Genomic DNA, 21,500 nt, shown 5'->3' with positions numbered 1-21,500 from the left:
GGCTTCGCCGACATGACCTTCTTCTTGTGTTCCTTTGGCTTCCACCACACCTGTATAGGCTGGGTTCTCTGGTTGAACAGGAGCTTCACCGACATGACCTTCTTCTTGTGTCCCCTTAGCCGTTACAACTGGAGAAGGACTGGGTTGAGGGGTTGGTTGGGCATCTTCTTTTGTCCCGACAGCAAGAATTTGTGAAACTGGTTCTTTAGTGACCTTGCTTTCAACGACTCTGCGAACTTCTTGTCCATCTACCACACTCACTTCTGTCAATAGGGTCCGCTCCCCATTTTGACCAGCAGTCAGCACCTTGGTTTGCCCTTTAGCTAATGTGGGATCAGCTTGTTTGACAGTTTCAAATGGCACAGGCTTAGTAGAGACTTCCAGGCTTGGTTTTTCAACTTGAGGAAAGGCTGGTGCGACTTCTGGGGTCACACGCGCTTGTGCTTCCACTTGTGGAATCCCTGTACTTGTTTTGATCGTTCCTTCTACAGAAGGTTTCGTTTCCTGCATAGCCTTTGGCTCTTGTAAGCTCGTCTTTTGGACTGACGGGTAGCGCAGATAACCAATATAGTCATAGCCGTCAATTTGAATCACGCCATTTGCAAGATCTTTGCTCGATGCGATCGCAAGATCCTGATTATAGGTGCGCAAGACTTGATTTTGTAGCGCTACGACTTCAACTGGAAGTAGAAGACTTTGTCCCATGGCTCCAATCAAAAGGACGCCCATGACCTTCTTCCGGTGCTTTTTAGAGAGTAAGAGGACCGCAAAGGAAGCAGTGGCTAGACTTAGGCCAAAGAGGGCAACTTCCTGACTTCCTGTTTGAGGAAGAACCGACTGACTTGCTTCCTTCTTCTTATAGACAAGATAGAAAGTATCTTCATTTTGATATGCTTCAGGGATTGCATGAATCACCTGTGCTTTTTCTTCAGCGGTTAGCTCTTCTTCTGTCACATATCCTAAGTGCACATGAGCAGGTAGGGTCACCTGATCTGCATGTACAGGACGAGCCCCTAACAGGCTTCCTCCTAATAAAAAGGCTCCAATGGCTACCGGACCAACACCGACAGATAATTTTCGAATCGAATATTTGGTCATTTTTTCAAACGTTTGTTTCGCTTTTTTCATCCTAAAATTCCTATATAGTAATATTTAACCCTCGAGCAGGGACCTGATTATTTTTAGAGAGGATGGGATCCTTTCCAGAAATAAGAACCTTCCCGGGATTTTTTACCTTTACCTATCTTATCTTTTTTCTTCTATTTTAGCAAGCTCTAAAACTCAAAAAAATAAACCGTTTTCTTTATAGGAAGAAAGCAACACAAAAAACGCCTCGAAAGGCGTTTGTATTATAGATCTATTTATAAGGATTGGTACAAATCATTGTATCGTTGACTAGCCGTATCCCATGAGAAGTCACGCGTCATAGCTTGCTCTTGCAGACCATACCAAGCCTGTTTGTCATTGTAGTAGACAGCCAAGGCTTCATCAACTGCCCAGTTAAACCAATAGCCAGACAAATTATTAAAGCTAAAGCCTGTTCCACTTCCATCAACAGCATTAAACGGTTGAACCGTATCACGAAGTCCGCCGACTTCATGTACTAAAGGAAGGGTTCCATAGCGCATGGCCATCATTTGAGAAAGGCCACATGGTTCAAAGCGGCTTGGCATCAAGAAGACATCTGACGCTGCATAGATTTCTTGGGCCAATTGAACATCAAAGGTGATGTTGGCTGAAAGTTTGTCTGGGTAGGCTTGACCAAACCAAGCAAAGGCATTTTCAAATCCAGGATCTCCTGTACCGAGCAAGACAATCTGAATATCCTTTTGCAAGAGTTGATGCAACTCTTCTACTACAACATCAAAACCTTTTTGACGTGTCAAACGAGAGACGATTCCAAACAAAGGTACATCATCGCGAACAGGCAGACCGACACGTTCTTGAAGAGCACGTTTGCTAGCTGCTTTACCTGAAAGATCTGAGAGACTGAAGTGATAGGTCAAGAGTGGATCCGTTTCAGGATTATACAGATCCGCATCAATCCCGTTTACAATTCCGGTCACCTTGCCAGACTCCATCCGAAGGATCTGATCCAAGCCACAACCATATTCAGCAGTCATAATCTCATGCGCATAGCTAGGAGAAACGGTTGTTACACGGTCAGCATATAGAATACCGGCTTTCATCCAGTTCAGACAATCATTCCAACGAAGCGTTCCATCTGCATAGCGTTCAAATCCAACTCCGAATAGATCCCACAACATTCCTGGGTCAAACTGACCTTGAAATTCCAAATTATGGATAGTCAATACTGTTTTAATTCCATGATAAGCTTGAATCCAACGGTATTTTTCCTTCAGCAAGAAAGGAATCATCGCCGTATGGTAATCATGGGCATGAAGAACATCTGGAATGAAGTCAACCCGTTCCATCGTTTCTAAGGCCGCGAGCTGGAAGAAGGCAAAGCGTTCCCCATCATCGAAGTCACCATAGACATGACCTCTAAAGAAATAGTGTTGGTTATCAATAAAGTAAAAGGTGACTCCATCGCGCACAATGCGTTTCACACCAACATATTGACTTCTCCAGCCAACCTTGGTCTCAAAATGCAAGACATCTTCGATTTGATCTCCAAACTTGGCCTCTACCATATCATAGTAAGGGAGGATCACGCGCACGTCATGACCACTTTTAGCTAAGGATTTAGGAAGAGCGCCAATAACGTCTCCCAATCCACCTGTTTTAGAAAATGGTGCACCTTCAGCTGCAACAAATAATAGTTTCATTAGACAATATCCTCTGTAACAATCGTTCCTTTTTTAACCACGACAGGTGCTTCTTCTGTCCCACGAATCGTCACACCAGCAGCCACTTCGACACCCTTATCCAGGATAGCATGTTCAACGATTGCATTTTCACGAACCACCACACCAGGGAAGAGAAGACTACTGCGGACCTCTGAACCTTGATGAAGGTGTACTCGACGTGAAACAACGGAGCGTTCAACGGTTCCTTCTACAATACTACCCGAAGCAAATTGAGACGATTTAATATGTGAAGTCTTGGAATAATACGTTGGTTCTTCATTCTTCACTTTCGTATACACTTTTTGATTTGGTGAAAAGAGCTTCATGAATTTTTGGTTTTCCAACATATCCAAGTTTGCCTGGTAGTAGGATTCCACTGAATGAATATTGGCAAGGTAGCCTGTATATTCAAAGGCAAAAGCATTGTATTCCACTGCCAAATCACGCAAGATATAGCGCAATTTTTGTGGGTATTCTTTCTTGGCTTCTTCTTCAATTTTTTCAATCAACCAAGGAGTGTCCACAATAAAGACATCTGTTGACATGTTGTAGACTTCGTCAGGATCCTTGCCATCAAAAAGTCTTTGCTCTGTAACATGGTCTGTTTCATCAATTTTCAAGACAGCATTGACTTCAGAGATATTTTGAAGATGCAACTTCTTATAAACCACTGTAATCGGACGATCAATGGTATTATGAAGGTGGAAAATTTGGTTGAGGTCAATATTCATTAATACATCACAGTTCAAAGCAACTGTTTGGTTGGAACCAGACCGTTTCAAATAGGTCAATAATTGTTGGTAGTATTCTGGCCCTACCGTTGTATTTTCAACTGGAGTATTATAGATTCCGAGGTAATAGTGGCTCAATAAAGTAGACAAGCCCCACTCACGACCTGAACGAATATGGTCAAAGACCGAACTAATATTTTCTTGTTGGAAAATCCCAAAAACACTACGAATACCAGCATTCGCAAGGCTAGACAATGGGAAGTCAATCAAGCGGTATTTCCCATCAAACGGTAGGGAGGCTACCGGACGATGGCTGGTCAAAGTGGACATATCATGATACCCAACTGTATTTCCTAAAATGGCTGAATATTTATCAATCTTCATCTGTTGCTACCCCCACTTTTTCATTGTAACCGACAACTTGTACTTCCTCTGTTCCATCAATCACGACACCTTCTGCAATGACTGCGCCTTCTCCAATAATCGCGCGTTTCACAACAGCTCCTTTACCGATAATGGCATTGCTCATCACGACAGCATCTTCGACAACTGCTCCTTCACGAACTTGAGCTTCTGTTGATAAGATGGAGTGTTTGACTGTACCGTCTACCGAACAACCATCGACGACAAGAGAATCTTCGATGTGGCCATTTTCCCCAAAGAAGTTCGGTGGAGAAATGAGGTTGCGTGAATAGATTTTCCAGTGACGATCGCGACTATCCAAGGCATTATTTGGATCGATATATTCCATATTGGCTTCCCAAAGAGACTCAATCGTACCAACGTCTTTCCAATAACCATTGAATTCATAAGCATAAACACTTTCGCCTGATTCTAGATACGTTGGAATGACATTTTTACCGAAGTCTGACATATCGATATCACTCTTTTCAGCAGCAACCAACATATTGCGCAGACGAGCCCAGTCAAAGATGTAAATTCCCATGGAAGCCTTGGTAGATTTTGGTTCAGCTGGTTTTTCTTCAAATTCGACAATCCGATTATTAGCATCTGTATTCATGATTCCAAAACGGCTTGCTTCCTTCAAAGGGACATCTAGGACGGCAACAGTCAAGCTTGCGTTATTATCCTTGTGCGCTTGAAGCATGTCATCGTAATCCATCTTGTAGATGTGGTCCCCAGATAGAATCAAGACATATTCCGGATTGATGCTATCGATATAGTCGATGTTTTGAAGAATCGCATGACTAGTTCCTTCGAACCACCGATTTCCTTCACTAGCTGAATAAGGTTGGAGAATAGACACACCTGTATTGATTCCATCCAAGCCCCAGCTGGAACCATTTCCAATATGGCTGTTAAGTGCAAGGGGTTGGTACTGTGTAATCACACCAACATTGTGAATTCCTGAGTTGGCACAGTTTGAGAGAGCAAAATCGATAATCCGATAGCGCCCACCAAATTGAACCGCAGGTTTCGCGATGTTTTTGGTTAATTTTCCAAGACGTGTTCCTTGCCCACCGGCAAGAATTAAAGCGAGCATTTCATTCTTCATTGACTACTTCCTCTTTTTAAAGCTTGGACTCCCTTAGAGTCAACCGATCATCATTTTTTATCTGATGTTTTAGATTTCGTTTTGCGAACCTTCCGTTTCACCTTCCAAATGCTAGCCCCTAAAGCCGGCAAAGTAAAGGTCAAAGTTTGTTCATAATCCTTCCACAGTCCATCTTGAGACTGAACTGTCGGATTGTGCTCTTTCCAGACACCTCCCCATTCTTCTAATTCTGTATTCCAAATTTCTTCATAGACCGCTGATACAGGCACACCAATCGTAAAGTCCTTGCGTTCCACTGGTGCCATATTGAAGACGCACACCAAAAGATCGCCTTTACGATTTTTCCGGATCATAGACAAGACGCTCTGATCCCGGTTATCTGCATCAATAATCTCTAAGCCATCAAAGCTATCATCAATCTCCCACAATTCCTTGTGTTCTTTGTAGAAATGATTGAGCTGAGAAGTGAAACGACGCATCTTCGCATTCATTTCATCCTCTAGATTGCCCCATTCCAGTTGCTCTTCTGACTTCCATTCTAAAAATTGACCAAATTCTGAACCCATAAAGAGTAATTTCTTACCTGGATGGCAAATCTGATAGGTCAAGAGGTTACGGAGTCCAGCAAATTGATTGTAACGATCTCCCCACATCTTATGCATCAAACTCTTCTTACCATGCACCACTTCATCGTGTGAGAATGGTAGTAAGAAGTTTTCAGAAAATGCATACATGAAACTAAAGGTTACCAGGTTAAAGTCAAATTTCCGGTAGATGGGATCTTCTTCGTAGAATCGAAGGATATCATTCATCCACCCCATATTCCATTTATAGTCAAAGCCAAGTCCACCTTCTTCTTCAGGACCCGTGATCTTTTGACCAGCAGAACTTTCTTCTGCAATCATCATGACATCTGGGTGTTCGTTCTTGATAATCGCATTCAACCGTCTAAGGAAATGAACGCCTTCGTAGTTGAGGTTTCCACCATCAATATTTGGTGTCCATGGACCGCTATCGTAGTCAAGATAGAGCATATTGCTCACAGCATCGACCCGAATCCCATCTAAATGATAGGTATCAATCCAAAACTTCAAACTAGAAATCAAGAATGACTGGACTTGATTCTTCCCTAAATCGAAGTTCAAGGCTCCCCATCCGTAGTTATGAGCACGATGTTCATCCTGGTATTCAAAGGTTGGTGTTCCATCATAATAAGCCAAGGCATCATCATTGATAATGAAATGTCCTGGTACCCAATCCACGATCACTCCGATATTGTTGAGGTGGCATTCTTCCACGAAGTCTTGAAACTCTTCTGGGCTACCATAAGTCTGCTCGAGTGCAAAATATCCCATGAGCTGATAGCCCCAACTCAAGCCCAATGGATGGGCCATCACTGGCATAAATTCCACGTGGGTGTAGTTCATCTCCACCAAATATGGAATCAATTCTTCTTTTAGTTGTTTGAAGGTATAGGAACTGTGATCCTCATTACGTTTCCACGATCCTGCGTGAACCTCATAAATATTAACAGGTCGTTCCTTAAAACCAAGTTTTTTGCGGCGTGCTCTCCAGAGACCATCTTTCCAGTTTTTCTCTGGAATGGTCTTAATAATAGATCCTGTATTGGGTCTCTTTTCCATCCATAATGCTAGAGGATCGATTTTTTGCACCTGATGACCATTTTGTCGAGTCACCAAATACTTGTATATATCTCCCTCTTTTGCATCGGAACAGAAGACTTCCCAGACGCCTCCTTCATTACGAACCATTGGAATTTTACGAGCTTCCCAATCAGTGAAATCACCAATCAGATCCACCGCCTGAGCATTGGGAGCCCAAACACGGAAGGTAAAGCCTTCTTGTTCTCCCCTTGTTTCCTTGTGAGCTCCTAAGTACTCTTGAAGATGGAAATTATCCCCTCTTCCAAATGTCCATAAGTCTGTGCTTCTATCCATATACTCACCTCTTTGCTTTTTGAAAGCGTTTTCTATTTGGTATTATTCTACTATAAAATCACTTAATTTTCAAGTTGATTCCTGTAAAATCATGTAAAATTATCAGGAAAAGTTTTTCCATTTTCTTTCCCGAACCTTTTCGATCCTTCCTTGGTCATCCTCCTTATCTTACTTACGATTATACTATATATACGAGGAAAATCAAACAAAAACCGAACATTTAAATCACTATTTTTATTACTAACTAGTTTATTACGAATAAAATGAACATTTTTATGAACAATGTAAAAAAAGACTAAGACAGATTTGTCTTAGTCTTGTTGAATTCTTAGTCTACGTTCACGTATTCTTTTGAAAGTTCAAGAACTTCTTCCATTGTTGAACATTCAGTAAGAGCACGGTTAGCGTATTCTTGCATTTTAGCTGTGTCGAGTTTCTTCATCAAGCTACGTGTACGAAGGACAGATGTAGCTGACATAGAGAACTCATCCAAGCCCATTCCGACAAGAAGTGGAACAGCAGTTTGGTCACCGGCCATTTCACCACACATACCAGCCCATTTGCCTTCAGCGTGAGCCGCCTTGATCACGTTGTTGATCAAACGAAGGATAGATGGGTTATATGGTTGGTAAAGGTATGAAACTTGTTCGTTCATACGGTCAGCAGCCATTGTGTATTGGATCAAGTCGTTTGTACCAATTGAGAAGAAATCAACTTCCTTAGCAAATTGGTCCGCAAGCATCGCAGCAGCTGGGATTTCAATCATGATCCCTACTTGGATATCATCTGCCACAGCAACACCTTCAGCAAGCAATTTCGCTTTTTCTTCTTCAAGAATACCTTTAGCTGTACGGAACTCAGTCAACAAAGCAACCATTGGGAACATGATCCGCAATTTACCGTGGACAGATGCCCGAAGCAAGGCACGCAATTGTGTACGGAACATTTGATTACCAGTTTCAGAGATAGAAATACGCAAAGCACGGTAACCCAAGAATGGGTTCATTTCTTTAGGAAGATCGAAGTAAGGAAGTTCTTTATCCCCACCAATATCCATTGTACGAACGACAACAGGTTTACCGTTCATACCTTCAAGAACAGCTTTGTAGGCTTCGTATTGGTCATCTTCTGTTGGGAAGTCTTGAGAATCCATGTACAAGAATTCTGTACGATAGAGACCAACTGCCTCTGCACCATTATCGTTTACACCTTCAACGTCTTTAGGGGTACCGATGTTGGCAGCCAACTCGAAGTGTTTTCCATCAGCAGTCACTGTTTGAGCATCTTTAAGGAGAGCCCATTCAGCTTTTTGTTTGGCATAAGCTTCACCAGCTGCTTTGAAGGCTGCGATTTGTTCTTCAGTAGGGTTGATCACCACTTCACCAGTGATCCCTGAAACAGCCAAAACATCACCATCTTTGACAAGTTCTGTAATGTTATTTGTACCCAAAACAGCTGCGATTTCAAGTGTACGCGCCATGATAGCTGAGTGACTGGTACGTCCACCGATGTTAGTAACAAAGGCTTTTACGTACTTTTTGTTCAACTGAGCTGTATCAGATGGTGTCAAGTCATGCGCTACCACGATTGCTTCTTCATTGATAGAAGCAGGGTTTGGCAATTTCTTACCAAGCAAGTTGGCAAGGACACGTTTGGTAACGTCGCGAATGTCTGCTGCACGTTCTTGCATGTAAGGATTGTCTTCCATTCCTTCAAAGATTGCAATGAACATGTCAGTGACTTCTTTCAAGCCAGCCTCTGCATTGATTTTTTTCGTACGAATCGTTTCTTTGATCTGACCAATCATTTCAGGGTCAGCGAGAACCATCATATGCGCATCAAAAACTTGCGCTGCTTCTTCACCAAGGCTTGCTACTGCATTCTCCCGAATAAGAGAAAGCTCGTTTTGTGAAGCTTCAAGAGCTGCATCCAAACGAGCTTCTTCTGCACTTGTATCTTCGACTGAAACAGTCTCAAATGATAAGTCTGGTTGAATGAGCAAATATGCCTTAGCAACGGCAACACCGTCAGATGCTGCAATTCCTTTTAGCATTTTTGTCATATTTTTAAGCCAATCCTTCTTTAGTCATTGTTTCTGAAATAGCTGCGATTGCATCATCAGCGTCAGCACCTTCAGCAGAAATTACAACGTCAGCACCTTGACCAACACCAAGGCTCATAACACCCATGATTGATTTCAAGTTAACTGATTTACCTTTGTATTCAAGAGTGATGTCTGATGCAAATTTGCTAGCAGTTTGAACCAACAAAGTTGCTGGACGTGCGTGGATACCTGTTTCTGCCACGATGTGGAAATCTTTAGAAGCCATAATTGGACTCTCCTTTTAAAAAATAGTTTTTGAGTTACCTTTTGATAACCCTTACAATTTGGTATTATATCATCTTTTGAAATTTTTTTCAAGATTTTTATCACTGACTTACAGAAAAAGACTGCGAAAAATCCCAATTTAGATACATTCTAAGAAGTACCTGAAGAATGGAGAAAATATCTTTTCAATTTTCTACTATATTATAAGTAACATTTTCCTCCGCTTTCAAATAAAAAGAAGCAAGTGTACCACAGGATATTGATTCACAAAAAAATTATAACTAATTAAAGATGCTTTAAAGCCTATTCCTATCCCATTTCTTGGAATTTCTCAATTTCCGTTCACCACAATATATTGTGTTTTAAAAACCCCATTTCATATCTTTGCACAATATTTAGTTTTATTTTGTTGACAAGTTGCTGGATTTTGTTTATACTGTTTACAGATTTATATTTCGATAGGAGAACGAAAAAGAAATGGTAACCATTTATTCAAAAAATAATTGTGTTCAATGCAAAATGACCAAGCGATTCCTCGATAGCAATCATGTGGAATACCGCGAAATTAACTTAGATGAACAGCCAGAATTTGTAGAGCATGTTAAGAACCTTGGCTTCAATGCTGCTCCAGTTATTCAAACACCGGATGAAGTATTTTCTGGTTTTCAACCAGCTAAGTTGAAGAAACTTTCTTAATAAACACAGTATTTTGCTTAAATAGGGTCTAGCGTTAGCAACCTAACACTAGACTTTTTACTTGGAAAGAGAGGACTTCTCCTCTTCATTTTTTTGAACTAGAAAAGGATTATTATGGGATTAAAATCTCTTGAAGATGTGACGTATTTTCGTCTTAACAATGAAATCAACCGTCCAGTAAACGGCCAAATCATGCTTCATAAAGATAAAGAAGCTTTGGATGCGTTCTTTAAAGAAAATGTTGTACCAAATACTAAAACCTTTGACTCGATTACAGACAAGATTCAGTACCTTCTCGAGCACAATTACATTGAGAGAGCTTTTATCGAGAAATACCGTCCTGAATTTTTAGAGGAATTGGCCCAATTTATCAAAGATCAAAACTTCCAATTCAAGTCCTTCATGGCGGCCTACAAATTCTATAACCAATACGCTTTGAAAACAAATGATGGAGAATACTATCTTGAAAGCATGGAAGACCGTGTCTTTTTCAATGCTCTCTATTTTGCTGATGGAAATGAAGCTATCGCGCGAGACATCGCAAACGAAATTATCCACCAACGCTACCAACCAGCTACTCCTTCTTTCTTAAACGCTGGACGTGCCCGCCGTGGGGAATTGGTATCATGTTTCTTGATCCAAGTAACCGATGATATGAATGCGATCGGACGTTCCATCAACTCTGCCCTTCAACTGTCTCGTATCGGTGGTGGGGTTGGGATTTCTCTCAGCAACCTTCGTGAAGCTGGAGCACCAATCAAAGGGTATGAAGGAGCCGCTTCTGGAGTGGTTCCAGTTATGAAACTCTTCGAAGATAGCTTCTCTTACTCTAACCAATTGGGACAACGCCAAGGGGCTGGGGTGGTTTACCTCAACGTCTTCCACCCAGACATCATCGCCTTCCTTTCAACTAAGAAAGAAAATGCTGATGAAAAAGTTCGGGTGAAGACTCTCTCACTTGGGGTCGTCGTGCCAGACAAGTTCTACGAGTTGGCGCGTAAGAATGAAGAAATGTACCTCTTCAGCCCATACTCTGTGGAACGTGAATACGGAGTACCATTTAACTACATCGACATCACTGAAAAATACGATGAGTTGGTTGCTAATCCAAATATCCGCAAGACTAAAATTAAGGCACGTGATTTGGAAACTGAAATTTCTAAATTGCAACAAGAATCTGGCTATCCATATGTAGTCAACATTGATACTGCTAACCGGGCAAACCCTGTTGATGGAAAAATCATCATGAGTAACTTGTGTTCAGAGATCCTTCAAGTTCAAGAACCAAGCTTGATCAACGATGCCCAAGAATTTGTTCAAATGGGAACAGACGTCTCCTGTAACCTTGGTTCAACCAACGTAGTTAACATGATGACTTCACCTGATTTTGGTCGTTCGATTCGTGCCATGGTTCGTGCTTTGACCTTCGTTACAGATAGCTCTCATATCGTAGCCGTTCCAACTATTGACCACGGAAATAAACTGGCGCATACCTTTGGTCTTGGAGCCATGGGACTTCATAGCTACCTTGCCCAACAATTGATCGAATACGGATCACCGGAGTCTATTGAGTTTACGAGCATCTACTTCATGCTCATGAACTACTGGACTCTCGTAGAATCAAACAACATTGCGCGCGAACGTGGTGTTACCTTCCACAACTTCGAAAAATCTGATTATGCCAATGGTACTTACTTTGATAAGTACACGACTGGAGAATTTGTACCAAAATCTGATCGCGTCAAAGAACTCTTTAAAGATATCTTTATCCCAAGTGCTGAGGATTGGGCAGAACTGCGTGCTAAAGTTCAAGCAGATGGTCTTTACCACCAAAACCGCCTAGCTGTCGCACCAAATGGATCTATCAGCTACATCAATGACGTATCTGCTTCTATCCACCCAATTACACAACGGATTGAAGAACGCCAAGAGAAGAAAATCGGTAAGATCTACTACCCTGCAGCAGGATTGTCAACGGAAACGATTCCTTACTACACTTCTGCCTACGACATGGATATGCGAAAAGTCATCGATGTCTATGCTGCTGCAACTGAGCATGTAGACCAAGGTCTTTCACTGACTCTCTTTATGCGCAGCGATATTCCAAAGGGTCTTTACGAATGGAAAACTGAAAACAAACAAACCACTCGTGACTTGTCTATCCTTCGGAACTACGCCTTTAACAAGGGTATCAAGTCTATCTACTACGTCCGTACCTTTACAGATGATGGTGGAGAAGTTGGCGCCAACCAATGTGAAAGCTGTGTCATCTAATCCGCTATCCTAGATAGCTATCAAAAGTCGGTTCGCCGACTTTTTGTGCGGTATTCTATCAATTTATGGTAGAATAGTAACGATTGAATGAATAGAAAAAGAAAGTGATGCAAATGGAAACATACTACAAAGCCATTAACTGGAATGCGATCGAAGATGTCATCGATAAATCGACCTGGGAAAAACTGACAGAGCAATTCTGGTTGGATACACGTATCCCTTTGTCAAACGACTTGGATGACTGGAGAAAGTTATCTAATAAAGAAAAAGACCTAGTTGGTAAAGTCTTTGGGGGATTAACTCTTCTAGATACCATGCAATCTGAAACAGGTGTTCAAGCCCTTCGTGCGGATATTCGTACTCCCCATGAAGAAGCTGTCTTTAACAACATCCAATTTATGGAATCTGTCCATGCTAAGTCATACTCTTCTATCTTTTCTACTTTGAATACCAAGTCAGAAATCGAAGAGATTTTCGAATGGACCAACACCAATCCTTTCCTTCAAAGGAAGGCAGAAATCATCAACGAAATCTATCTCAATGGGACTCCCCTTGAAAAGAAAGTCGCCAGCGTTTTTCTTGAGACCTTCCTCTTCTACTCTGGTTTCTTCACACCTCTCTACTATCTTGGAAACAACAAATTGGCCAACGTAGCTGAGATCATCAAGTTGATCATTCGGGACGAATCAGTTCACGGAACCTATATCGGCTACAAGTTCCAACTTGGATTTAACGAATTACCAGAAGAAGAACAAGAAAAACTCAAAGAATGGATGTATGACCTGCTCTATACCCTCTATGAAAATGAAGAAGGCTATACAGAGAGCCTCTATGACGGTGTGGGCTGGACAGAGGAAGTCAAGACCTTCCTTCGCTACAATGCTAATAAAGCCCTCATGAACTTGGGACAAGATCCACTCTTCCCAGACTCAGCGGATGACGTCAACCCAATCGTTATGAACGGAATCTCAACCGGTACATCTAACCACGACTTCTTCTCTCAAGTCGGAAATGGTTACCTTCTCGGTGAAGTAGAAGCCATGCAGGATGACGATTACAATTACGGACTATAAGAAGAAAAACCTTTCCAGACGGAAAGGTTTTTTTGCCACAATTTTTTTCTAATTGGATCTGCTTCTTTTTTAAAAAAAGAGGTTGGACAAAGATCCAACCTCTCCATTATTACAATTTACCTGATACGGCATCCAACAATTCTTGGATTTTCGCTTGGTTGCTTCCTCCTGCCATGGCCATGTCTGGTTTACCACCACCACGTCCATCGACGATTGGAGCCAATTCTTTGATCACATTACCTGCATGGATCTCTTTTGTCTTGCTGGCTACAAGGACATTGACCTTGTCACCGATGGCTGCGACAAGAACAAGCACATCAGAGTAGTCTTTTTGTTTCCAGTTATCGGCAAAGGTACGAAGAGCACCTGCATCTGATACAGAAACTTGGCTGGCAATGTAACGGTGGCCATTTGCTTCTTGAACATTCTTGAAGACATCGCCTGCTGCTGCTGCTGCTGCTTTTTCCTTCAATTCTGCATTTTCTTTTTGCAATTGACGGAGTTGTTCTTGAAGTCCTTCAACCTTGTGAGGTACTTCTTTGAGTTGAGGTGCTTTCAAGGTTGCTGCGACTGCTTTCAGTGCATCTTCTTGTTCACGATAAGCTTCGAAGGCTTCCTTACCAGTCACTGCCAAGATACGACGAGTTCCTGATCCGATCCCTTCTTCTTTGACAATCTTGAAGAGTCCAATTTCAGAAGTATTGCCTACGTGGGTACCACCACAGAGCTCAACAGAGTAGTCCCCGATAGTGACTACGCGAACTTCCTTACCGTATTTCTCACCAAAGAGGGCCATAGCTCCCATTTCTTTAGCAGTATCGATATCTGTTTCAATCGTTTCGACTGCGATCGCTTCCCAAATCTTTTCATTGACTTGTTGCTCAATAGCACGCAATTCTTCTGGAGTCACGGCTTGGAAGTGGGTAAAGTCAAAGCGAAGGAATTCTACTTCATTGAGAGATCCTGCTTGGGTTGCGTGGTTACCAAGGATATTGTGAAGAGCCGCATGGAGCAAGTGAGTTGCAGTGTGGTTCTTCATGACACGATGACGACGATTGGTATCGATCGCCAAAGTGTATTCTTGGTTCAAGGCAAGAGGAGCAAGAACTTCAACAGTATGAAGTGGTTGTCCATTTGGTGCTTTTTGAACGTCTGTCACAGTCGCTACGACGTTTCCTGCAGCATCCAAGATTTGACCATGGTCCGCAACTTGTCCACCCATTTCAGCATAGAATGGAGTTTCTGCAAAGATCAGTGATGCAGTTCCTTCTGAAACAGCTTCTACTTCTGCATTATCTGCTACGATAGCCACCAACTTAGAAGGCAATTGACTAGCATTGTAGTTGAAGCTACTTTCAACTGTAATGTTTTGAAGGGTTTCATTTTGCATCCCCATGGATCCACCTTTGACAGCAGATGCACGCGCCCGTTCTTGTTGTTCCTTCATAGCTGCTTCAAAACCTTCACGATCGACTGTCATTCCAGCTTCTTCAGCGATTTCTTCTGTCAATTCTACTGGGAATCCGTATGTATCATAAAGTTTAAAGACATCTTGACCAGCAATCACTGTTTGACCTTTGGCTTTCAAGTCTTCAACGATGGTTTGGGCAAAGTGTTGACCAGAATTCAAAGTACGAGCAAATGACTCTTCTTCACTCTTGATAATTTTTTCGATAAAGTCTTGTTTTTCAAGTACTTCTGGGTAGTAACTTTCCATGATCTTCCCAACGGTTGGAACCAATTTATACAAGAAGGTTCCTTCAATCCCCAATTTTTGACCATGCATGGAAGCACGACGGAGGAGACGACGAAGAACGTAACCGCGTCCTTCATTACCAGGAAGAGCCCCATCTCCAATCGCAAATGAAAGCGAACGGATGTGGTCAGCTATCACCTTGAAGCTCATGTTATCGCCATCTGGATCATAGGTTTTACCAGACATCTTTTCTACTTCACGGATGATTGGCATGAAGAGGTCTGTTTCAAAGTTAGTCTTCGCCCCTTGGATAACGGCTACCAAACGTTCCAAACCAGCACCCGTATCAATGTTCTTGTGTGGCAATTCCTTGTATTCGCTACGAGGAACAGCAGGGTCAGCGTTAAATTGTGACAAGACAATGTTCCAAATTTCGATGTAACGGTCGTTTTCGATATCTTCTGCAAGCAGACGAAGACCGATATTTTCAGGGTCAAAGGCTTCTCCACGGTCAAAGAAGATTTCTGTATCTGGCCCAGAAGGTCCCGCACCGATTTCCCAGAAGTTGTCTTCGATTGGGATTAAGTGACTTGGATCTACACCAACAGCGATCCAACGGTTGTATGAATCTTTGTCGTCAGGGTAATAGGTCATGTAAAGTTTGTCTTTAGGGAAATCAAACCATTCCGGACTTGTCAAAAGCTCATAAGCCCAAGTAATGGCTTCATCACGGAAGTAATCTCCGATAGAGAAGTTCCCCAACATTTCAAACATGGTATGGTGACGAGCAGTCTTCCCTACGTTTTCGATATCGTTGGTACGGATAGCTTTTTGAGCATTAGTAATCCGTGGGTTTTCAGGTTTGATGGTTCCATCGAAGTATTTTTTAAGAGTGGCAACCCCTGAGTTAATCCACAAAAGCGTTGGGTCGTTTACTGGAACCAAGCTAACAGATGGTTCTACAGAGTGGCCTTTGCTTGCCCAGAAATCAAGCCACATTTGACGGACTTGTGCACTAGATAATTGTTTCATATTTTTCTCCTAATTTTTTTAAGATTAATTTGCGCTAGCTTCTAACATTTCGACATAATCGATGGCGACACAAAGTGAGATGACTAAATCAGCGTATTCTTCCTCATACACCGATACTTGGTAGGTAGAGGTTAGATGAAAGAGTTCCTTGCTAATCTCAGCGACGATTTGATCCCGATCATCAAACAATTTGAATTCTAGGTCCCAGATATTTCCCTGTACCCGAAGTCCCAAATCTTCGATATCGTATTTATCCCTGAAGAGCGTCAGCTTTTTATGGATAAAAAAGCAATCCCCATCCTTCAACTCAACCACAAACTTGGGAAGAAAGCTGATTGTTTTTTTGGTGATATGGCTCACTTCTTGTCCATTCTTATCGTAGATGGTAAAAGTCTTGGGAATCTTAAGAAAAGATCCTTCAACCTGGTACTCAACATTTCCCAACTCATCTTTGATATCGAACCGCTCGCCACCCAATCGAAATTTTTGTTTCACTTGATAGGTTCGCATCTTTTGATCTCCTTTAAAAAGCTCCAGACAACTGCCCATAAACAAAAGACAAGCCACTAAACGAAGGGCGAAAAACCGCGGTACCACCTTCATTCAATGAACTTGTCATTCTTCATTTTATATGCAATTGTCTCAGCCGAGTAGCAAAATCATTTCTCTTCCATGGCTCGCACCCCCGCCACTTCTCTGATTCCGAGTAACAATGATTTATTCTCAACTATTTCATTATACAAGTTCCAAAAGGAACAGTCAACTATTTTTTAGATGATGAGCTGCTATCACTTGTTTCAACACCGATATTTTGCAAATATTGGTTGAATGTTGATTTGAAGGCATCATCTTTGACCTTGATATTGGCATTGGTCATCGCTTTTGCAATAATACTACGGATGTAGTTAGTATCTTGCTTACGACCGTCAACAATGATCTCTTTCAAACGTTTTTCGTATTTCTTCCAGTCAGAACCTTTTTCTGTCTTCTTATTCAATTTGACAATATAGTAGCTAGCAGAATAGTTTTGACCTGCTGAAACTGTGATCACATCTGAAATACCGTTTTCATCCAACTTAAAGGCTGCTTCTTTGACTTGAGATGGGATATCTGCTGTTCCTGAATCGAACTTAACTTCGCCACCTTTGTCTTTTGTAGCAGTATCTGTCGAATTGTCTTTGGCGATTTGGGCAAAATCTGCACCTTCCGCTTTAGCTGCTTCCAACACTTCTTTTGCTTTGTCTTCTGAATCCAACTTGATAATTTGTGCTGTTACTTCTGGTGTGTAAGATTCAAAAGCCGCCTTGTAGTCAGACTCTTTGATATCTTTCTTAGCCGCTTGGTTGACTGCATATTCCAACAACATATTGCTACGGATTTGTTTCTTCGCTGTTTCTTCCGTCAAGCCTTGTTGCGCCAAGTATGCATCGAATTGGTTACCTAATTGTTTCTTTTGTTTAGCCAATTCTTTATCGACTTCTTTATCAGAAACTTTTGATCCATATTCTTTTTCAAAGACTTTATTGATGGTCATTTGGAAAAGAACTTGTTGAGCACCTTGGTTGGTTTTGATTTCATTATAGAAATCAGAAACTGTGATCGTGTCCCCTTTCATGGTCACGATATCTTTGTTTGTGCCATTGGCACACGCTGCTAGTGTTACGACTGATAGCAAGGTCACAGCACCCGCTACAAGTTTTTTCTTCATGAAAATTATTCTCCGTTCCTTTTTAAACTTATTCTATTTTACCACAAATTAGAGAGAATACCTTAAATTTACCTAAAAAGAGCTAGGATCTGGCAAGGTTACCGTCTCTGCATTTTTCCGAATCATCAAAATACCATCTCCAAGTGGCACCAAACTAGCGGTCAAATCTGGATGATTGAGAGTCGCATGAAAGAGATTTTGAAGCCCCCGGTAAATGGTTCGTTGCCCACGACGCACTTCCATGATGTCCTTGGCAACATCTCCTCCTTGGAAAATATCATCCAGTACCACGATTCCCCCAACCTCTAAGAGTTCGAGAATTCGTGGCAAAAAGACGATGTATTTAGACTTAGCAGAGTCCATAAAGACAAAGTCATAAGTCTCTGTTAAATCCTGCAAGACATCTACTGCATCTCCTTCAAGCAAGGTGATTTGTTTTCTTTGATCGTATTTAGCCAGATTTTCCTTGGCAAAGCCAATCATCTCTTCATTCCGATCAATAGTGGTAATTTGTGCATCGGGAGCATTTTCAGCCATTAAGAGCGCTGAAAACCCAATTGCCGTCCCAATTTCAAGGATTTTCTTTGGTTGTAGGGCTTGCAGGAGTAGTCTAAAATAAGCTACCGTTTCATGCGGAATAATCGGAATATTTTCCTTGCGGGCAAATGCTTCTAACTCCTCCAAGGCACCTACTACCGGTTTTTGACGCGTGCGCATAAAGTCAACGATCTCGTCTTTAACCACTGGCCGGCGCATATTGTGGTTGGCATTTTTACTATAAGACTCTACCATCTTATGCGAGTCCTAATTTTTCTACTAGGGCTTCAAATTCATTCAACCGACGTTCGAAGACCGCAAAGGCTGCGTCCAAATAGTCTTCTTTTTCCATATCCACACCTGCTTTACGGATGACGTTGAGTGGATAATCAGAGTTTCCGGCCTTCAAGTAGTCGATATATTTATCACGATCTTCTTGTGTTCCATGAACAATTTTTTCAGCTAAGGCTGAAGCTGCTGCAAACCCTGTTGAATATTGGAAAACATAGTAGTTATAGTAGAAGTGAGGAATCCGAGCCCATTCATACTGGATTTCAGGGTTGTCATCTTTTGAAAGACCATAGTATTTTTCATTGAGCTCTGCATAAAGGTTGTTCAAGAACTCACTAGTCAATACCGTACCTTCTTGGTCTGCTTTGTGAATGGCATGCTCAAATTCGGCAAACTGAGTTTGACGGAAGACGGTTCCACGGAAGCCATCCAAGAAGTGATTCAAAATAGCAAAACGAGTTGCATCGTCTTCTACTTCTTCTAACAGACGTTCGGTCAGTATATTTTCATTGGTTGTAGAGGCGATTTCGGCAAGGAAGATGGAATAGTCCCCATAGACATAAGGCTGGGTTTCACGGGTATAGCTAGAATGCATACTGTGACCAGTTTCATGCACCAAGGTGAAGAGATTATCCAATGTATCTTGCCAGTTCAACAACATGAAGGCATTGGTATCATAAGAACCACCTGAATAAGCACCTGATCGTTTTCCTTGGTTGACATGCACATCAATCCACCGTTCGCTAAAGGCACGTTTCACACGAGAAAGGTAGTCCTCACCCAAAACGGCCAAGACTTCTTCTGCTTTGGCCAACGATTCTTCATAGGTAAACTTGTAGTCTGTATCGGATAATGGCGTATACATATCGTACATCTTCAAGTCTGAGATTCCAAGAATTTTTGAACGCAATTGCACATAACGTTGCAAGAGTGGCAAATGTTTGTTCACAGCTGCTACCAAGCTATCATAAACACTTTCTGGTACAAAGTTTTCAGAAAGGGCCGCTTCACGGGCAGATGAGAATTTGCGAACTTTGGCATTAAAGTTGTGAACTTTCACATTGGTTTGCAAGGTTTTAGCATAGGTATGTTGGTACTGTTCATAAACCTTGTAGAGGCCTTCGTAAGCTTCTTTACGAACGGCACGATCTTTTGATTCTACCAAAGAAATATAGTTTCCATGGGTTAATTGAACTTCTTCGCCCTTGTCATCATGCACAGTTGGGAAAACAATATCTGCATTGTCCAAGATTTCAAAGGTTTCCCCACCAGCCGCAAAGATCTCACCAGCTCCTGCAAGTAATTCCTCTTCTTTTTGAGACAAGACATGTTCTTTTTTCTCTAGCAAACGATCAAAATAATGACCATATTGTTCCAAGGCCGGAACCTCACTCACAAAAGCTTTGTACTGCTCATCCGTAATGGCCATGAATTCAGGCTCATAGAAGGCAAAGGTTTCACCCAACAAGCTATAAAGAGACATCCCTTTTGATTGGTACTCTTGGTATTTAGCCACACGTGTATCTTGGTCATTTTTCATATGAGCATAGACGTAGACCTTTTCCAAACGACGGCTCAATTCCAAATATGCATTGGTTGTATCCAAAAGTGTTTGCGCTGAATCCAATAAATGACCAGCATAGTGGCTTGCTGCTTTAATATCTGCAGCTAAGCTAGCTGCTTCTTCTTCCCAAGCTTGATCTGTCGCAAAAATTGTCGACAAATCCCATTGGTATTTTTCATCAATTTCATTACGTTGTTTTACCATTTCGATTAATCCTCCAATGGTACTATTTTAGCATAAAAATGAACATTTCGGGAGGATTTCTATCTTAGAAAGTTAGCTTTTCTGTTGAGCATAAAAACGTGGGGGATAGAGGATCTGAACAGGTTGGATCCCTTGCGACTGATAATAGGTCATAAACTGCTGGTAGTAATCTTCTACATCCTCTTCAATTTGAAGCAAGTTCTGTGAAAGGATCGGACGACAAAGAGGATAAAAGAAATCTAGCTCCAGTTCCATCAGATGGTGTCCCTGTAAATAGAGTTCTTCCTGAAGCTTCAGCCACTTTGGGTGACGATAAAAGAGTTGCTGCTGTATATAGGTTAAAAATGTACGATCGAGCTCGACTGCCATTTGTTGCATGGGTTGCGAAAGATAAGGAATCCGTAAAACTTCTAGTAAGGACCTTTGACCAAAAGGGAAAATTTCTGTTTGATAATGCAATCGCCCTCTCAAATCCTCATGGATGAGGTATTGCAGACGTAGCTCTTTCTTTGTCAAATCCAATTCCCAAAGATGGAACCCGCGATTCTGACTAAAATAAAGAAAGCCAGCCTGTAGCTTTGTTAGTCTTTCCTTGAGCCACAACTTTTTACCAAGTAACCAATAGACCTGGTAACCGTTGGCTCTATACGCATCGCTTCTCTCCTTCAAGCGTTCTAAAGATAGGGGGCTGCACTGCACTTCCAAAGCTAAATTCTTGTCTACTACCAAAAGATCAGCAATTTGTTGAAAATCTGCTAAATAACTTTCTACTTCTGTATGAGACTCCTTAGAGGCCCAATCATAAAGACTGGCTTTCAATTCCAGATGTTCAAAACTCTCAGCTTCGTGATGGTAGGGACAATGCTGTAATTTTACATGAGCAAAATGAGCCCGTAGAACCGAGCCATTTTTTAGACGCACTGGACTATGACAAGCTAAGCAATAGAAGGGACCTTCTGTCACAGCTGGGATCTCTTCCATACAGTTCCACCGCTTTTGATTGTTATCCATAGCAATAAACATAGCCCCACCTCCTCATCTATATCATTCGAAAAAAATAAGAAAAAGGCTGGAAATTTCC

16 protein-coding genes are annotated in these 21,500 nt (G+C 41.7%); 3 read left to right on the top strand and 13 right to left on the bottom strand.

Annotated features, from left to right (window positions below; all coding sequences use genetic code 11):
* The 7 genes from HMPREF2926_RS03840 to HMPREF2926_RS03810 form a co-directional block, all read right to left on the bottom strand.
* Positions 1–1,128, bottom strand: a 1,128-nt coding sequence (locus HMPREF2926_RS03840; protein WP_141751772.1) for a G5 domain-containing protein, incomplete at its 3' end; no start/stop codon positions are given.
* A 233-nt stretch (positions 1,129–1,361) separates the two neighbouring features.
* Positions 1,362–2,789: a glycogen synthase GlgA gene (gene glgA, locus HMPREF2926_RS03835; protein WP_003012102.1), complete on the bottom strand. Its 1,428-nt coding sequence runs from the start codon at positions 2,787–2,789 to the stop codon at positions 1,362–1,364.
* Positions 2,789–3,925, bottom strand: a complete 1,137-nt coding sequence (gene glgD / locus HMPREF2926_RS03830; RefSeq protein ID WP_070586548.1) for a glucose-1-phosphate adenylyltransferase subunit GlgD — start codon at positions 3,923–3,925, stop codon at positions 2,789–2,791. Before glgD ends, glgA begins: the two co-directional genes overlap by 1 nt.
* Positions 3,915–5,057 (bottom strand): glucose-1-phosphate adenylyltransferase, encoded by a 1,143-nt coding sequence (locus HMPREF2926_RS03825; protein ID WP_070586547.1) that lies wholly within the window; start codon positions 5,055–5,057, stop codon positions 3,915–3,917. The genes glgD and HMPREF2926_RS03825 overlap by 11 nt, the downstream gene beginning before the upstream one ends.
* 50 nt (positions 5,058–5,107) lie before the next feature.
* Positions 5,108–7,015, bottom strand: coding sequence for a 1,4-alpha-glucan branching protein GlgB (glgB, locus tag HMPREF2926_RS03820; RefSeq protein ID WP_049486338.1), 1,908 nt, complete (start codon positions 7,013–7,015; stop codon positions 5,108–5,110).
* A 328-nt stretch (positions 7,016–7,343) separates the two neighbouring features.
* Entirely contained in the window at positions 7,344–9,077 is a 1,734-nt protein-coding gene (ptsP, locus tag HMPREF2926_RS03815; RefSeq protein ID WP_049474827.1) for a phosphoenolpyruvate--protein phosphotransferase, read from the bottom strand.
* 4 nt (positions 9,078–9,081) lie between these two features.
* A complete protein-coding gene (locus HMPREF2926_RS03810) occupies positions 9,082–9,345 on the bottom strand; it encodes a phosphocarrier protein HPr (protein WP_003006411.1) in 264 nt (87 codons plus the stop codon).
* A gap of 476 nt (positions 9,346–9,821) precedes the next feature.
* On the opposite strand from HMPREF2926_RS03810, the gene nrdH reads away from it, so the two are divergent.
* From nrdH to nrdF, 3 genes are all read left to right on the top strand, one after another.
* On the top strand, positions 9,822–10,040 hold the full coding sequence (gene nrdH / locus HMPREF2926_RS03805) for a glutaredoxin-like protein NrdH (protein WP_003006408.1): 219 nt from the start codon (positions 9,822–9,824) through the stop codon (positions 10,038–10,040).
* 114 nt (positions 10,041–10,154) lie between these two features.
* Positions 10,155–12,314: a class 1b ribonucleoside-diphosphate reductase subunit alpha gene (gene nrdE, locus HMPREF2926_RS03800; protein ID WP_031573442.1), complete on the top strand. Its 2,160-nt coding sequence runs from the start codon at positions 10,155–10,157 to the stop codon at positions 12,312–12,314.
* A 113-nt stretch (positions 12,315–12,427) separates the two neighbouring features.
* A complete protein-coding gene (gene nrdF / locus HMPREF2926_RS03795; RefSeq protein ID WP_031573445.1) occupies positions 12,428–13,387 on the top strand; it encodes a class 1b ribonucleoside-diphosphate reductase subunit beta in 960 nt (319 codons plus the stop codon).
* Positions 13,388–13,496: 109 nt separating this feature from the next.
* On the opposite strand, the gene alaS is transcribed toward nrdF, so the two are convergent.
* From alaS to HMPREF2926_RS03765, 6 genes are all read right to left on the bottom strand, one after another.
* A complete protein-coding gene (gene alaS, locus HMPREF2926_RS03790; protein ID WP_070586546.1) occupies positions 13,497–16,115 on the bottom strand; it encodes an alanine--tRNA ligase in 2,619 nt (872 codons plus the stop codon).
* 24 nt (positions 16,116–16,139) lie between these two features.
* A complete protein-coding gene (locus HMPREF2926_RS03785; RefSeq protein WP_070586544.1) occupies positions 16,140–16,625 on the bottom strand; it encodes an LURP-one-related/scramblase family protein in 486 nt (161 codons plus the stop codon).
* A gap of 253 nt (positions 16,626–16,878) precedes the next feature.
* Positions 16,879–17,823 (bottom strand): peptidylprolyl isomerase PrsA, encoded by a 945-nt coding sequence (gene prsA / locus HMPREF2926_RS03780; RefSeq protein ID WP_070586542.1) that lies wholly within the window; start codon positions 17,821–17,823, stop codon positions 16,879–16,881.
* 72 nt (positions 17,824–17,895) lie between these two features.
* Positions 17,896–18,615 (bottom strand): O-methyltransferase, encoded by a 720-nt coding sequence (locus HMPREF2926_RS03775; protein ID WP_070586540.1) that lies wholly within the window; start codon positions 18,613–18,615, stop codon positions 17,896–17,898.
* 1 nt (position 18,616) lies between these two features.
* Positions 18,617–20,419 carry an oligoendopeptidase F gene (gene pepF, locus HMPREF2926_RS03770; protein WP_070505789.1) on the bottom strand — a complete coding sequence of 601 codons (1,803 nt, stop codon included), beginning with the start codon at positions 20,417–20,419 and terminating at the stop codon, positions 18,617–18,619.
* 72 nt (positions 20,420–20,491) lie between these two features.
* Complete coding sequence (locus HMPREF2926_RS03765) at positions 20,492–21,442, bottom strand: competence protein CoiA family protein (RefSeq protein ID WP_070586537.1); 951 nt, start codon at positions 21,440–21,442, stop codon at positions 20,492–20,494.
* Positions 21,443–21,500: the final 58 nt, after the last annotated feature.

It is taken from the genome of Streptococcus sp. HMSC078D09 (genome assembly GCF_001813675.1).
Lineage (GTDB): Bacteria > Bacillota > Bacilli > Lactobacillales > Streptococcaceae > Streptococcus.
Note: the sequence above shows the minus strand (reverse complement) of the source record. Positions and strands in the feature narration are given on the sequence as shown.